Origin of the sequence: Neopusillimonas maritima (assembly GCF_003576595.1) — a bacterium.
GTDB classification, from domain to species: domain Bacteria; phylum Pseudomonadota; class Gammaproteobacteria; order Burkholderiales; family Burkholderiaceae_B; genus Neopusillimonas; species Neopusillimonas maritima.
Map to the genome: position 1 here is coordinate 244028 of NZ_NQOU01000003.1, position 15083 is coordinate 259110.

Annotated in this window: 15 protein-coding genes and 1 pseudogene; 4 read left to right on the forward strand and 12 right to left on the reverse strand. The window is 49.1% G+C overall.

Annotated features, from left to right (window positions below; genetic code table 11):
* Nucleotides 1–250 precede the first annotated feature (250 nt).
* From CJO09_RS09700 to CJO09_RS09755, 12 genes are all read right to left on the reverse strand, one after another.
* Nucleotides 251–667, reverse strand: a complete 417-nt coding sequence (locus CJO09_RS09700; protein WP_119442169.1) for a c-type cytochrome — start codon at nt 665–667, stop codon at nt 251–253.
* Entirely contained in the window at nt 660–1514 is an 855-nt protein-coding gene (locus CJO09_RS09705) for a WD40/YVTN/BNR-like repeat-containing protein (protein ID WP_119442170.1), read from the reverse strand. The genes CJO09_RS09700 and CJO09_RS09705 overlap by 8 nt, the downstream gene beginning before the upstream one ends.
* A 10-nt stretch (nt 1515–1524) precedes the next feature.
* Nucleotides 1525–2022: a DUF411 domain-containing protein gene (locus CJO09_RS09710; protein ID WP_119442171.1), complete on the reverse strand. Its 498-nt coding sequence runs from the start codon at nt 2020–2022 to the stop codon at nt 1525–1527.
* A 99-nt stretch (nt 2023–2121) separates the two neighbouring features.
* Entirely contained in the window at nt 2122–2400 is a 279-nt protein-coding gene (locus CJO09_RS09715; protein WP_119442172.1) for a hypothetical protein, read from the reverse strand.
* Nucleotides 2401–2963: 563 nt separating this feature from the next.
* Nucleotides 2964–4103: a glycosyltransferase gene (locus tag CJO09_RS09720; protein WP_119442173.1), complete on the reverse strand. Its 1140-nt coding sequence runs from the start codon at nt 4101–4103 to the stop codon at nt 2964–2966.
* A 114-nt stretch (nt 4104–4217) separates the two neighbouring features.
* Nucleotides 4218–5219 carry a glycosyltransferase family 2 protein gene (locus tag CJO09_RS09725; protein ID WP_245961283.1) on the reverse strand — a complete coding sequence of 334 codons (1002 nt, stop codon included), beginning with the start codon at nt 5217–5219 and terminating at the stop codon, nt 4218–4220.
* The gene (locus tag CJO09_RS09730; protein WP_119442175.1) at nt 5212–5628 is read right to left on the reverse strand and encodes a DUF411 domain-containing protein; all 417 of its coding nucleotides are present in this window, start codon (nt 5626–5628) and stop codon (nt 5212–5214) included. Before CJO09_RS09730 ends, CJO09_RS09725 begins: the two co-directional genes overlap by 8 nt.
* 31 nt (nt 5629–5659) lie before the next feature.
* A complete protein-coding gene (locus CJO09_RS09735; RefSeq protein WP_114421042.1) occupies nt 5660–6100 on the reverse strand; it encodes a c-type cytochrome in 441 nt (146 codons plus the stop codon).
* A gap of 51 nt (nt 6101–6151) precedes the next feature.
* A complete protein-coding gene (locus tag CJO09_RS09740) occupies nt 6152–6664 on the reverse strand; it encodes a cupredoxin domain-containing protein (protein ID WP_119442176.1) in 513 nt (170 codons plus the stop codon).
* 25 nt (nt 6665–6689) lie between these two features.
* Complete coding sequence (locus tag CJO09_RS09745) at nt 6690–7613, reverse strand: copper resistance protein B (RefSeq protein ID WP_245961285.1); 924 nt, start codon at nt 7611–7613, stop codon at nt 6690–6692.
* Nucleotides 7614–7645: 32 nt separating this feature from the next.
* Nucleotides 7646–9448 (reverse strand): copper resistance system multicopper oxidase, encoded by a 1803-nt coding sequence (locus tag CJO09_RS09750; RefSeq protein ID WP_179950535.1) that lies wholly within the window; start codon nt 9446–9448, stop codon nt 7646–7648.
* A gap of 221 nt (nt 9449–9669) precedes the next feature.
* The gene (locus tag CJO09_RS09755; RefSeq protein ID WP_245961286.1) at nt 9670–9921 is read right to left on the reverse strand and encodes a DUF2933 domain-containing protein; all 252 of its coding nucleotides are present in this window, start codon (nt 9919–9921) and stop codon (nt 9670–9672) included.
* A gap of 282 nt (nt 9922–10203) precedes the next feature.
* Between CJO09_RS09755 and CJO09_RS09760 the strand changes: the two genes are divergently transcribed.
* From CJO09_RS09760 to CJO09_RS09780, 4 genes and pseudogenes are all read left to right on the forward strand, one after another.
* Nucleotides 10204–10893, forward strand: coding sequence for a heavy metal response regulator transcription factor (locus tag CJO09_RS09760; RefSeq protein ID WP_119442180.1), 690 nt, complete (start codon nt 10204–10206; stop codon nt 10891–10893).
* The gene (locus CJO09_RS09765) at nt 10890–12332 is read left to right on the forward strand and encodes a heavy metal sensor histidine kinase (protein WP_119442181.1); all 1443 of its coding nucleotides are present in this window, start codon (nt 10890–10892) and stop codon (nt 12330–12332) included. Before CJO09_RS09760 ends, CJO09_RS09765 begins: the two co-directional genes overlap by 4 nt.
* A 277-nt stretch (nt 12333–12609) precedes the next feature.
* Nucleotides 12610–13283: pseudogene (locus CJO09_RS15795) on the forward strand (IS3 family transposase); the annotation flags it as partial.
* 227 nt (nt 13284–13510) lie between these two features.
* Nucleotides 13511–14800, forward strand: coding sequence for a DUF1173 family protein (locus tag CJO09_RS09780; RefSeq protein ID WP_119442183.1), 1290 nt, complete (start codon nt 13511–13513; stop codon nt 14798–14800).
* Nucleotides 14801–15083 lie beyond the last annotated feature (283 nt).

Consider the following 15083-nt stretch of genomic DNA (forward strand, 5'->3'; position numbering starts at 1 on the left):
GTTTGACATTTCCTTCATCAAATGCGCTGCCATCTGCACTCGTGGAGACATCGTCTGAAGCTTGTTGCCCTTCACTGTCACATGGTGTTGAACACACTGGCTGCCCGGACTGACAATATAAACCCACGACGCCCCAAGACGCCTGGAGCGGAAGCAGAGCCAGTATGAAGAGAAGAAGCAGCTTTTTCATCGCAGTGAAGATTTTACGTACAACAGTTCAGGTTAGTAAACTACCATTAATATAAAAACGTCAATTTCGGTAATCCCGCTGCTCGTTCGTCCAGAGGGTTTTGAGGTACTCGATCACCGCCCGTATTTCCCGGTCAGTCAGCTCATCTTCAAAGGCCGGCATAGTCAGTCGATCAGTCTCATTGAAAGGGTGTCGCCAACCCTTTGCGATCATTTTAAACAACATAGCATCGCTATGGCGCCAGGTATGGCCGGTTTCATCATGAGGAGGTGCCGGCATTTCGCCTTTTTCATCGGGCTGTTGCCAAACGGCGGCACCTTCGCCCTGCCATCCATGGCAAACGGCACAGGACTGCTCATACACTTGCCGACCCTGCTGAATTTCGTCAAGCGCGCCGGCGCTATCCGGCTGCTCGCCGGAGGCAATAGCAACTACCGGCACAAAGAGTACCGCAAGTGCACCAACCCACTTATTCATCGATCCGCACCCACTCACGAGCAGCATTCAGAAAAAGCAAGTTCCCGGTGGCCGTACCCACCACAAGCCCCAGTATCGGCGAAAATACAACAGCCGTCACAGTTTGAGGTACCTGAAGAGATGTCCAGTTCTGACCGCCATCCGCGCTGTGATAAATCGCGCCATCGATAACTGCATAGACATTTACAGGAGCTGCCGGATCATAACTGATGGCGGATACCGTACCACGCAGGTCACCGGCATCACCCCACAAGCAAAAGCAATCCATGGAACGGGAAACGCCACGAGTTGTCCCGGCGAAAAGCCAGCCGCTCTCCATACTGCCAGGCATGTCCGAATGCAGGAATGCCTGCACAGGCTCTCTGGGACCATTGTCAACTTTTACCCATTCGTCCCCGCCGTCGATGGATCGAAACATACCTTTATCCAGATAATAAGCGTAGAGCGTAGCCGGCTGGGTCGCGTGAGCCGCAATGGCCGTAACGTCAAGACTGGGCAAGGTCTTATTGAGGGACTGCCAGCGCTCACCGGCGCTGTCATATCGCCAGACGCCCATGCCTGGCCCCCCAAGGTAGACACTGCTGTCCGCGCCTTTGGCCAAAGTTGAAGCATGAGCTTGCGGATTGTTCATCGGAAGCGGGATTCTGGTCGACGCCCCACCTTTAATGGTAAACAAGCCTGTGTCTCGCAACACCACAAGTTCACCTGAAGAGTTCGTAGTCAGTGCCTTCACTAATTGATCTTCAACCGTAGGCTGGGCGTAAACCAGTGCGGGCAGCATGGCCACAAGCGTGGGCAAACCAAAGCGACGGATTGCCCTGCCAACAAGATAAATAATTGCTGTCATCGGATCAACCTCAGTAATCCTTATACTCGCGGAATACGCTTTGCTGACCGTTGGCACTAAAAGCGATGACTTGATAGTCTTCCTTTTTGCCCGTTTCCATTCCCGGAGTGCCCTGAACCATACCTGGCACCGAAAGCCCGACTATATTGAACTGCGGATTTTCCAGATAAGCCAAAATATCACTAGCTGGCACATGCCCTTCAATGACCAAACCATTGATCAACGCAGTATGGCAGGAGGCCATTTCCCGTGGAACGCTATGTTTCTGCTTAATCTCATAGAGACTATTGGTATTAACGATTTTGGTTTTAAATCCGTTGGCTTCGAGATATTCCACCCACGACTGGCAACAACCGCAACTGGGGCTCTTGTAGATGGTGATTGCGCGCTCATCGGCATCGGTGAAGCCTTGTATGGACGACGCTAAGACAGGTTGCGCCAAGGTGGAAGCGGTAGCTAGAAGAATGGAGGTTACGCTTGTATACAAGGGATTCTTTTTCGTCTTCATGATAATTCTCAAATTAGATCGGTAATAGTCGCTATCAAACCCGGGGTTGCCGTAGCCTCCCCGGGCAAGTGATTTTAGTTCAGGTTATTGCCAATGTCGTTAGTTAGCGTTAGCGGCACCTTCATGCTCCGCGCCAGCGCTGGTGTCGCTACCGTAGTTTTGCATCATTTTCATGCAAGCCTCGGTCATGGCTTTCCGATCTTCGGGGGACATGTCAGACATCATGTTCATCATCCCCATCATGCTGCCCATTCCCTCCATGCTTTCCGATGACATCATTCCTTTTCCTTCGCTCTCATGAGCAATGGCCGAGAAAGTGCCGATCGAACCAACCAGGAAAAGCGCTGTAGCAGCTAATTTGATTTTTGAGTTTTTCATTTAATTCACTCCAGTTAAGGTACCGTGATAGCTCGTATAAAGCACGGGGCCTTGTTGTAAAAATTAACTTCAATGGAATTTGCACGATGAGCAATATCCAAGTTAAAAATCAGGAGCGATATTTCGGAGGGGGTAAAAGAGAGACCAAGAACGGATCCTGGTAAAAAATTGCGCGGATGCGGGTTCTTAGGCAAGAACTACTACTTGCCAAATTACCAGAACCTGCTGGCAAGAAAACAAAATTGAAGCTGGTATTGCAATTATTTGTCCCGCTCGGGCCGGGACAGCTCATATCCGCAACGACAATGCAATTATTTCCAGCTTCAAGGAATGAGCTGGCACCTTTAGCTTGAGTTGACTTTAAGGAATCACAATTTGTTGTCACTGCGGAACTCGTTTGCTCTTTCGCGACTTTCGAAATAGCCAAAGTTGGCCCGCTCACCATAAGAAGTAGTGAAATCAGAGCAGAAAAGATATGGCGGCAGGTTGCAGTCATCTTGACATCAAGTACTAGAAATGGCCTCAACAATGAGGTTACGCATCTAAGACAGAACCATCCCAATTTAGTTCCCAGCAGCATTCAATGCTGCGTTTCTGGCATCCAGATACACCGATTCTGTATTTGATACAAAATCACGTAGGGAAAAACTTGAAACAGCCCTATGTCGAGCAGCAAGACGCATCGGAATCAAACTGTATCGATTCATTAACACACGCTTCAAAATAGATGAAACGGCCTCTGGACTTTTAACAGGCACAATCCAACCATCTACACCATGTTCGACATTCTCTGCCAACCCACCAGAATTACTAACAATAACCGGAACACCCGTACTCATCATTTCCCGACAAGCAAACGATATCGTCTCCACTCCAGAAGAGAGTACGAAACCTATATCCAAAGTAGTAATAAAGGGGTAAACGTCCTGCAACAAACCTGTAAATACTACATTTTGTCCCATACCAAGCTGATGAACTTTGGCCAAATCAGACTTTGGGGGTAACAGACCTGCGACCATAACAACGACTTGCCTACGTAAATTGTGAGGCAACATGGCTACTGCCTCTACCATGTCCATCCAACGCTTATATTCTGCCGTCCCGGCATTACTGCCTATAACCAGCTTTCCTGAATGCGTCGAGCCAATCCAATGAGCACGATTACGTTCCACTTCGTCTGCGCTAGGAGGACTAAATCTATCCACATCAACACCGTTATATATTCTAGTTATGTCACATTGCGAGAATGGGCTTTTTCCCAACTTACGCTTGCTATTGTCGCATACACAAATTACTTTCGTTGTACCAAAACGAGCTCTTATCCAAACACCTAAACTATTCATTTCTTTATCATTATGCTTTGTAAAAACGATGGCAGGGCGCCTCGAACCAAGAGTCACAGCAGCCAAAAAACACAATCGGTGATCAACGGAACCATTTACATGCACGACATCAAAGTTCTCTCTACGAAGTAAGGCACGAAAACTAACAACATCACCTAAAGTTTTTAACAAGGCACCTTTAAAATCGTGAGCGATAAAACGGACGCCAGAAAATACGGAAAGAGTTTGATATAAACGACTGGTCTTTGGGGCAATAACGGTTATATCGTGCTTTTCTTTAAAGGCCATCACCAACGCAGTAATGTATGTAGTGTGACCTCCGCCATCGCCCCGGTGAAAATTGGTGATAAGAATTTTCATATATTTTTAATACAAAAAGGAACCCTTCAACGCACGAGAACCACGTAGCAGCATGCTCTTGTAGTGAATATGAGTGCGCTTAATAGCTGATGTGGTCCATCAGAAATACAATGATTATTTCTGCTCTTGTGGCGCCTTAACCTGATCCAAGATATATTTGGGGCGTGCCTTGGTTTCATGGAAAAGACGACCGACATACTCACCCACAATGCCAACTGCCACGAGTTGCAACCCACCCAAAAACAAAACGGCGACAATCAGCGTAGGAAATCCTGGCACAGGATCGCCATAGACTATGGCTTTAACCATAAAGTAGACACCGCTAAAGAAAGCCGCTAAAGAACTAACCAAGCCCAGATACATTGAAACTTTCAAAGGTCCTGTGGAAAAAGAGGTGATGCCATCCAAAGCGTAATTCCATAGTTTCCAATATTTCCACTTGGTAATTCCTGCGTGACGCGGCTCACGAAAATAGTTCAACGTAACTTGATGGAAACCAATCCACGCATACAACCCTTTCATAAACCGGCAGCGCTCAGGCAAAGTGTTTAATGCATCAACTGCACGTCGGCTTAATAGCCGGAAATCACCTACATCTTGGGCAACCGGAACATCACTCAGTCGATTCATTACTCGATAAAAAAAATGAGCAGTAAACCGCTTGAAGAGCGTTTCTCCCTCGCGGCTGATCCGCCGCATATTGACAACATCAGCCCCCTCTCGCCAGACGTTCATCATGTCTATAATCAGTTCAGGAGGGTCTTGCAAATCAGCATCAATAACCACCACTGCTTGCCCTCTTGCAAGATCCAGACCGGCACTCAGAGCACTTTCTTTACCAAAATTTCGACTAAGTCGCACAAGCCCTACACGTACATCATGAGAATGAATGGCTTCTAATTTTGCAAAAGACTCGTCCGTGCTGCCATCATCAATGTACAGAACTTCGCTCTGCATTCCCTCTAACTGATTTAGCGTTGAGCTTAATCGTGCATGAAATGCATCGAGTACCGGGGCCTCGTTGTAAACCGGAACGATGACACTCACCAAAACTTCATGAGCATTGTCGTCCAGCTCTGCGGATAAAGACATTTGACTAGCAGCAGGCTTAATCACGAGAAAATTTCCGTCCCTTAAAGTCTACTGTTACTAAATTTCCATCTAGTGCTCCCATGCCCGGCGAATTGATAGGCATACCCGGAGCAGACACCCCTTCTATTTCAGGCATGGCAAGAAGCTTTTTGACGGCGGCAATTGGAACATGCCCTTCAATAATTTGCCCCGACGTTGCCAGAATAGCGGTATGACAAGAACTTAACTTTTCTGGAACACCCAACCGAACCTTATGTGAGGCGACGTCTGCAGTCTTGATAGTTGTGACATTGAAGCCCGAAGACTTCATGTAATCTGACCATCCAGAACAACACCCACAGTTCGGATTCTGATAAACCGTAATACTCTCAACCCCAGCACTCACCGCTGAATTTGCCGACAGTATTGCGGCAAGGAGAATCCATCTTTTCATGCATATCCTTATCTTTTCACAGAGGCACAAATCACTTGCTGTTTCTGAGCGTGACTTCTTTTTGTGCCTCTAATACTCTTGGCGGCCATGTGCTCTTAATATATGCAATGACCGCAACTATTTCCTCGTCTGTCAACAACCCGCCATAGGCTGGCATGTCACTTTCATAGCCTGGCGGGGCGGTACGGCCAGGCACCAATCCGTGTTTCACCATATCGACTAACAGCCTGTCAGGGTGGTGCCACGTATGCCCAGTTTTGTCATGGGGAGGGGCAGGCAAGCGGCCATTATCAAGCCGCTCCCTCCAGTTCGCCTGACCTTCCAGATTAGCCCCGTGACATGCAGCACAATTTGCGGTGTACACCGTCTTTCCCTGCAGAAGTCGCCCCTGATCAGCGAACGGATCGATAAAGCCATCACTGCGCGCCAAAGTAGTCAAGTAAAAAGCTATTACCAGCAAGACCACCAACATCACAAACAATAATGGAATACGCCGGGTTTTCAGCACGCCAGTCGCCTACCGTCAGTTGACTTCGACTTTACCCATCATGCCTGCCTCCATATGGCCGGGAATCAGGCAAGCAAAATCAACAGTGCCTGCCTGATCAAAAGTCCATACCAACCCCCCTCGTTGACCACCGTTCAAAGTAATCATGTTGGGCTCGGCATGCTTCATATCAGACATATTCCGCATTTCTTCAGCGTGCGCCTTCAAATCATCTATTGAACCAATCACCATTTCGTGAGGAATTTTTCCTGCGTTCTTGACAAAAAAACGAATAGTTTCGCCCTTTTTTACTTCAATCAAAGCCGGCTCAAAACGCATGGAATCATTCATGACCACCTCCACCGTGCGATCCACCTTACCCGGATCGCCCGGTTTACCGACACTCGACATACTTGACATGTCATGCCCTTCCATACTGTGCCCCGGCATGTCATTACCATCCATGGTGTGACCGCCCGAATGCTCACCTGCAGCCAATGTCAACAAAGGTGCAACACTTAAAACCAGCGCTAATACGTACTTTTTCATGCTATCTATCCTCATTGAATTAACATCAGAACCAGAAACCAACACCGGCGACAAAACGCGTTTCTTGCTTGGCACCACCAGCTTCTTCAGCTATGTCGGCTGTTTTCCCAAATTTGCTTGACCATTCCACCCCTATATAAGGCACAAACTGACGGGTTATCTCGTACTTCAACCGCAAACCCACTGTGCCATCCGAAAACCCCCGTCCAATATCTCGTTCTGGGTCATCCTTGCCATAAAAATTCACTTCCATAGCTGGCTGAAGGTACAGCTTCTGCGTTAAAAGCAAGTTGTACTCCGCGCTGAAGCGCAAGGCCGTCCTGCCTTCAGAACCCAAATAAGCTGTTGCATCGAGCTCAAACCAATAGGGAGCAAGCCCCTGAACGCCAAGAGCCAACCATTGTCGAGAAGGCTCGCCCCGACCGTAATCGAACCTGCCGCCCATTTGGGTATCCCAAAATGTACTTATTGCGTGGCCCCACAGCACCTCTGTACGTGATTCCTGTATTTTTCCATCTTTAAACTCACCTTCACCTTTAAGTACAAGCCGGTTGAATGTACTGCCTATCCAGGCCTGTCCCTCGTAGGCGCCCCATTCCTGTCCACGCGCTCTGACATATTCCAGGTTATCCATCCACAAGCTGGCGAACAAGTGTTCATCTGACATCTTCAAGCGGTAGCGCGGATCCAGCGCATACTGACCCTCGTTGCGCTTAAAGCCCCCGGAGTAGGCATTTGGATCCCGTGCATCAGCGGGAGGCGAACCGCCCTGCATTTTCATGTCACCATGATCCATTGGCGTCATTTCGGTTGCCGGATCGCGCGTCGTATCAGCCTGAGACGACGAACTGTGGCCGGCATGGGAGTCTTGAGTTTGTCCTTGCGCAGCGAAAGGCAAGACCAACACGACAACCAGGCCAAAGACTATTTTCTTGAGTCCTGTTTTCATTATCAAAGTATCCTTTCGTTGTTTTGTTGTAGTCATGCAATCACCACTTCACGGAACATACCCATATCCATGTGGAACATAAGATGACAATGCCAGGCCCAACGGCCCAATGCGTCAGCCGTTACCAAAAAACTGATACGTTGGGCAGGTTGCACAGGAATCGTGTGCAAGCGTGCCTGGAAGTTGCCATCGGGAGTTTCTAGCTCACTCCATACGCCGTGTAAATGCATGGGATGTGTCATCATGGTGTCGTTGTGAAGAATCACCCGAACCCGCTCACCATAACGAAAATGCACAGGCGTTGACTGCCCAAACTCCAGGCCGTCGAACGACCAGCTGTAGCGTTCCATATTGCCGGTCAGATGCAGTTCAATTTCCCGCTCAGCACCGCGCGGATCCATAGGGCCGCCAACCGTATGCAAATCGGCCAGGGTTAAGACCTTACGACCGTTGTTTCTCAAGCCAATGCCAGGATCGTCCAGATTCATACGTGGTGTGTCCACCCGCATATCAATGCTGGCGCCGTACTCGGTGCGCGCATGACGCACGGTCTTGCTTGGTCCGGCAGAAGACGAGCCATGTCCCATCGCACCATGATCCATTCCCGATGGTTTGGAACTGGAAGAGGCATGATTCATTTCACCATGACCCATTGGGACTTGGCCCATACTGCCATGATCCATCGCACCATGATCCATCGCACCATGATCCATGCCTCCCATATCGCCCATCATGTCAGTCATGGTCAGCCATTGTGCCGGATCAAGTGCCGGAATCGGCGCCTGCAAGCCCTCACGAACCGCCAGCGTTCCCCGGGCATAGCCGGTGCGATCCATCGACTGGGCAAACACCGTGTAAGCGTCGTCTTTGGGTTGCACTACTACATCGTAGGTTTGTCCGGGCCCAAACCGGAATTCGTCCACGGTAACCGGCTCAACGTTCTGGCCATCGGCTTGCACCACCGTCATTTTCAAGCCGGGAATCCGGACATCGTAAAACGTGTTGGCCGCACCATTCACAAAACGCAAGCGTACGCGTTCGCCTGGCCGGAACAACCCCGTCCAGTTGCCAGCTGGTGTCGTTCCATTCATCAAGTACGTTAATACATCTGCCGACAGATCAGCCAGGTCTGTCGGGTTCATACGCATTTCGTTCCACATCTGGCGTTTGTCCAGCGCCGCGCTCATTCCCATTTCGGAAACATCACGAAAGAAATCCACAACCGTTGGCTTGTTATAGTTGTAATAGTCGCCCTGGGCTTTTAACTTCGAAAGAACCCGCATCGGGCTTTCGTCTGTCCAGTCAGAAAGCTGAATAATATAATCACGATCAACACGAATAGGGTCGGTATCTCGCGGCTCAACGATAATAGCGCCGTACATTCCCTGGGCTTCCTGCATACCGGAATGGGAGTGATACCAGTAGGTGCCACTTTGCTCGAGCTTAAACTGGTAAACAAAAGTCTCGCCCGGCGCAATGCCCGGAAAGCTGATGCCAGGCACACCATCCATCTGATAAGGCAAAATAATGCCATGCCAGTGAATCGACGTATCTTCTTTCAGGGTATTTTTGACCCGGATAGTCACCGTATCGCCTTCGCGCCAGCGCAAAGTAGGAGCAGGAAGAGAGCCATTGATCGTGACTGCCATTCGCGGATTACCCGTAAAATTCACAGGCGATTGCCCCACTTCCAAGTTGAACTCTGTGCCAGTAAGCACCGGGGCCGCTCCTGTGCGTGTACGCTCTGAAATGGCACCCGCGGCATGCGCAAACGGCGATAAACCCAACATGACACCGCCGGCAGCGAGGCCCTGAACGAACCGGCGCCGTGGCATACGCGGAGAGATTGTTGATAACGAACGTCTCACGTGAAAATATCCTTCTGAAAAAATTGATGAAAAACGCTACGGCGGGTAAACCGCTGAGCTAAAGTTGAGAATTAAACTTTAGCGGTATGCAGCTGTCACCAGAGTGACGCTTGAATTACATTTGTGTAATGCAAATTGAACTGCTGTCAGAAAACCCGAACGACTTTTGAAATGGCCCCTGTCTTTTATCAGTTGCTTTCAATTGGTTCATCAACAACACGCTTTGGAGTGTCACCCGGGCGAGCCGATGTCGTTTGACCCGTTGTTTTGTGATCTTGGGAACTCATGCCTTTCATCATTAAAAACATCGATAAGGGACAAATAAGAAACAACAGAAATGGTGCGATTGCTAAAAGCACCTCCCGGAATGCCGGAAAAGCAAGGTACAAAGCACCGAGCGAGAGCAGCACTCCAAAACCAACTTTCAGCATAGTTTTCATCGAACACTTCATGACAACCTCCGTCCACAAAATACGCGGCCTCCAAAAACGGGATCCAAATATATAGGCCTTTCGCTTACTGTAATGCCCTACACCTGTCGACGACATGACGTTGGAATTACATTTAAGTAATGATTTTCAGATGGCTAGTTTCATTATACTCTAGTCATACAATCGCAATGTTTCTGACATGTTCGCCACGTTAAAGTAGAGTTATATTCAGTTGGCTTCATATCTCGGGGATAACGGTCACCTGACATGCAACCGCTTGGATTACACGTTATGAAATTATTAGTTGTTGAGGACGAATTAAAAACAGGCGAGTATCTTCGTCAAGGATTAGTAGAGTCAGGCTTTCTCGTTGATTTAGTCCATACGGGCCTGGACGGACATCACCGGGCGCTCACGGAACACTATGATCTTATTGTTCTAGATGTAATGCTTCCTGATGTGGACGGCTGGCGCATTGTTCAGGCCCTGCGTGATGCCCAGTCCAGTACACCTGTACTGTTCCTTACCGCTCGAGACAGCGTCGAAGATCGCGTGAAAGGATTGGAACTCGGTGCAGACGACTACCTGGTCAAGCCATTCGTATTTTCCGAATTGCTGGCACGAGTACGAACTCTCCTGCGACGTGGTAACGCCACCTTGGCGCAAGAACAGATTCAGATTGCAAATCTTATACTTGATATTCCCCGACGACGGGCCATACGCGGTAATGTGCGCATTAACCTCACGAACAAGGAATTTGCATTGCTAGAGCTTCTGGTACGCCGACAAGGTGAAGTATTACCAAGATCGCTCATCGCCTCGCAAGTGTGGGATATGAATTTTGATAGCGACACCAATGTCATTGATGTTGCCGTTCGTCGTCTCAGGGCGAAGATTGATGATGCATTTGAACCCAAACTTATCCACACGGTACGCGGTATGGGCTACATGCTGGACATACCGGAGCAACAGAATCCATGAAATTTTGGATACACGGCACGCCTTCCCTTACACTAAGACTGACGATATCCATTGGGGCAGGCATATCCTTGCTTTTACTTAGCTTTGGATGGCTGATAGAGCGTTCAATAAATAATCATTTTGTCGATCAAGACGTTGATGAGCTTAACGCGGCGCGCAAATCAATTGAATCGACAATTGAGCTTGTTGCGGCCGGCGAATCCATTGAGTTCTTGAAAAACCGCTTCTCCAGCGCAATTTCAGGCCATCACAACGCCGAATTTCTCGTAGCCGACACCAATGGAACAGTCATTTATGCTACACCCGGCGGGAACCTTACTCGGCTTCTCACCGACATTCCTCCCACACGCGTGATCGACGACAATACGGTTAGTCTTTGGACAAGCAACGGTCAAACGTATCGAAGCGCTGTTTTTGAAGCTATCTCACCCACAAGCCAAATCCAGAGTCCACTTAAGATCGCACTTGCGACCGAGATCGACTTTCATCTGCACTATCTGGAAAGTTTTCACGCGTATCTGCGATGGCTAACAATTCTTGCGTGCCTTATCGCCATCGTGACCACATGGCTTGCTGTTCATCAAGGCCATGCCCCCATTCGCCGAATCAGTCGCCAGATCAACGCCATCACCTCAGAACAGCTACATCTTCGTTTGGAGACTCAAGGCGTACCGTCGGAACTAATGCCTCTGGCAGCTGCATTCAACAACATGATTGATCGTCTGGAAGATGGATTTCAACGTCTGTCCAATTTTAGCGGTGACATCGCACATGAGTTGCGCACCCCCATCACGAATCTGATGACCCAAACGCAGGTTGCTTTGTCAAAAGCCAGAACGGCAACGGAATATCGTGAGATACTCTACTCAGGCTTGGAAGAGTATGAGCGCATGACCAAGATGGTCAGTGACATGTTGTTTTTGGCGAAGGCCGACAATCAACTCATCGAACCTGAGCTCACAGACATATACCTTGTCAACGAGTTGCTGGAACTAGCAGACTTCTTTGAAGCTTGGTCTGAAGCTCGGCAAGTCGCTATTGTGGTGGCAGGTAACAAAGAAATTACGGTGACCGCCGATCGGGCCATGTTGCGAAGGGCGCTTTCAAATCTAATCTCAAATGCTGTTCGATATACTCCTGCTGGCAATAGCGTACAAGCCGTTGTACAGACGGATAAAGACGGGGTAACTGTGAGTATCACAAACCCAGGACCAACTATTCCGCCCGAACATCTGGGACATCTTTTCAAGCGATTTTATCGCCCAGATCCCTCACGACGCCGCAATGGTGAAGGGGCAGGATTGGGACTGGCAATCGTTAAGTCAATTGTTCAAGCCCACGGTGGAAAAATAAAAGCAACTTCTACTAACGGAGTTACAGTCTTTCAAATCCGCTTTAATACAGTAGATCCACACCCATATCAGCACACAACAGATTAGCGCGGCCACTTAGACAAGAACTAAATATTTGGTCGTCGTCAAGTTGACTTAATGTATCACCCGTGAAGATAAATTGTTGGCTTTCCTAATAACAATCGAGAAGCATCAAGCCGATAACCATTGTCGCGTTTTAAAATGCCTCTTTACAAAAGATCCCAATTTCAGTGAACGCTTCTTGGCTAAATGCTTAATGAGCTAAGCCTTCTTGCTGAACCTTGAATCGGCCAGGGTTTGCTAGACACTTTTTAGCCTCATAATACTCACCCAGGAGATGATTATGAGCACGGTCCGATTTACGGAAGAATTCAAACTTGAGGCGGTCAAGCAGGTGACCGAATACAAGCGGCCGGTGGCCGATGTGGCCCAACGTTTGGGTGTGTCGACCCACAGCATGTATGCCTGGCTCAAGCGCTATGGCAAGCCTGCCGAACAACGTCAGCAAGAGTCGAACGAGGCCGCAGAATTGCGTCGGTTGCGTGCTGAGGTCAAACGTCTGACCGAGGAGCGAGACATCCTAAAAAAGGCCGCCGCGTACTTTGCCAAGCAGTCCGGCTGAAGTACGCGTTTATTCAGCAACTTTCGACTCACTATGCCGTGCGCCGGCTCTGTCAGGTACTCGAGGTTCACGTAAGCGGGTACTACGCCTGGCTACGCAACCCCCATAGCCAACGACATCATGAAGACCAACGGCTGCTGACACTAGTCAGACCCTCCTGGTTTGAGAGCGGGCGGGTCTATGGATACCGCAAAGTTCATCATGATTTACGTGCCTTGGGCGAGACATGTAGTCGTCATCGGGTAGCGCGTTTGATGCGCGGCCAAGGCTGGCGTGCTCAGGTTGGGTACCGGCGCCGACCCGGTTTTTACGGCGGTGCGGCACACAACGTAGTAACCAATGTCCTTGACAGGCAGTTTGATGTGGCTGCGCCTAACATGGCGTGGGTAACTGACCCCAAGTTATCCCCACAATCTGTGGATAACGCTTTCTATAAGTTGCTCATCTTTTTGCGAAATGCACCGAAATACAGGCATTGAGGGTTACACGATTAAAAAATAACCACGTATACATCCACACCGCTTGCCTCAGGTGACTTTAGCAAGGATCAAGCTTTGTCTGAGCAGGTAAGAGAGCAAGTCTGGGAGTTCGCCCAACAGTTCAAACGTAAAAGCGAGCAGCAATGAAAGACCAACGTATTTACCCAGTCCAAATTAGCTTGGGTGAACAAACCCAAACATACAGCCCAGCCTTTCAGACAGAAACCCAATTTAGCCAGGCCTGGAAAAAGGTTCTGATGATGGCTCACGGTAAAGCTGTCGTGCGCTGCCAGTGTTTAGGCGAAGGCGAAAAGCGACTTTCCGTTCACAGCCGATCTAATTCGGATCACTTTCACCTTGCCCGCTTTCCAGACACTGGACCTGAGCATGCTGAAGACTGCATATTCTTCGGCGTCGATCCAAACGCCTCCGGCCTTGGTGCCTACAAGCGCGGTGTTGTCGAAGAACTGGACGACGGCAACGTCAAAATCAAGCTAAAAGTCGGTTTGCAACAACGCCTTACCAAAGCCCTCGACGAAAGCGACGTAACACCGAATGGGCCGGCAACATCAAAAAGTACGCGCTCCGGCCAATCCAGCATGACTTTGTTGGGTCTACTTCATTATCTTTGGACGCAAGCTGGACTTAACACTTGGACACCTGCCATGCAGGGCAAGCGCACACTGGGCGTGGTGCATCATCATTTGATGCGTATAGCAATGAGTACTTATGCCGGTAGGGTAAAACTGTCACAGAACTTGCTCATCGGCACACCTGTGGCCGAAGGCAGTCAACCTAGATTGAATCAGGCTAAAGCACATGCTGCCGCAGACGAGCGACGTCGACTGGTTGTCATTGCACCACTTGCAAAATATAAAGAAGGAATAGAAAACGCCGACACGGTACCGATTTCCGGTTTTCATGGTATTCCCCACCTAATCTTGTCTGAAGAACTACGCGCAACGGTACTACACCGATTTTCGCGAGAAATGAATGCTTGGATTGCCGCTAATCCAATCATAGCGGTTATTCAAACCGATCCGCCCAAACGAAGCGGCGCTCACCTACAAGCCGATGTCATTGATATGGCATTAATGGGGATGACTAAAGACTGGATACCAGTAGATTCTGGCTTTGAGTCGCTGGTTGCAGAAAAACTAGTGGCTGAAAACCGTAAGTTTGAAAAGCCACTTCGCTTTGATAGCGATGAGGCCGTGTTTCCAGACTTCTGGCTCAAGGATCGCGGAGCGCCCGTACCTATGGAAGTATGGGGTATGGCCACTGAAGCGTATCAGACTCGTAAAAAGGAAAAAATCGCCCACTATGACCAAACTTATGGCCCCGGTAACTGGTGGTCCTGGAACGGTGCGGCTGGTGATCAAATTCCTGACTTCCCAACGACAACATTACCCCCTGAGCGCGGCGTACCCTAAGTATTTCGCACTGATTAACAAGGTAATCATCCCGTGAATAGTGTACCCACCCATAAAAGTGGCATTTCTGACGAGCAGTGCGTCCAAGTCTATGTCATCTTCAAAACTGCCGAGCAAGCTAGTCTACTTGAGCGCCTAATTAAGCGAATCACGCGAAGCGATCTACGAGCACTCATGTTCGCAGAAACAGAAATTAATCCGTTGCTATCGGCCCTTGGATCTGTACGAGCACCGATTAAAGAGCTACGTATAGTCACCTTACAAAAGCCGAGCGACTCATAGT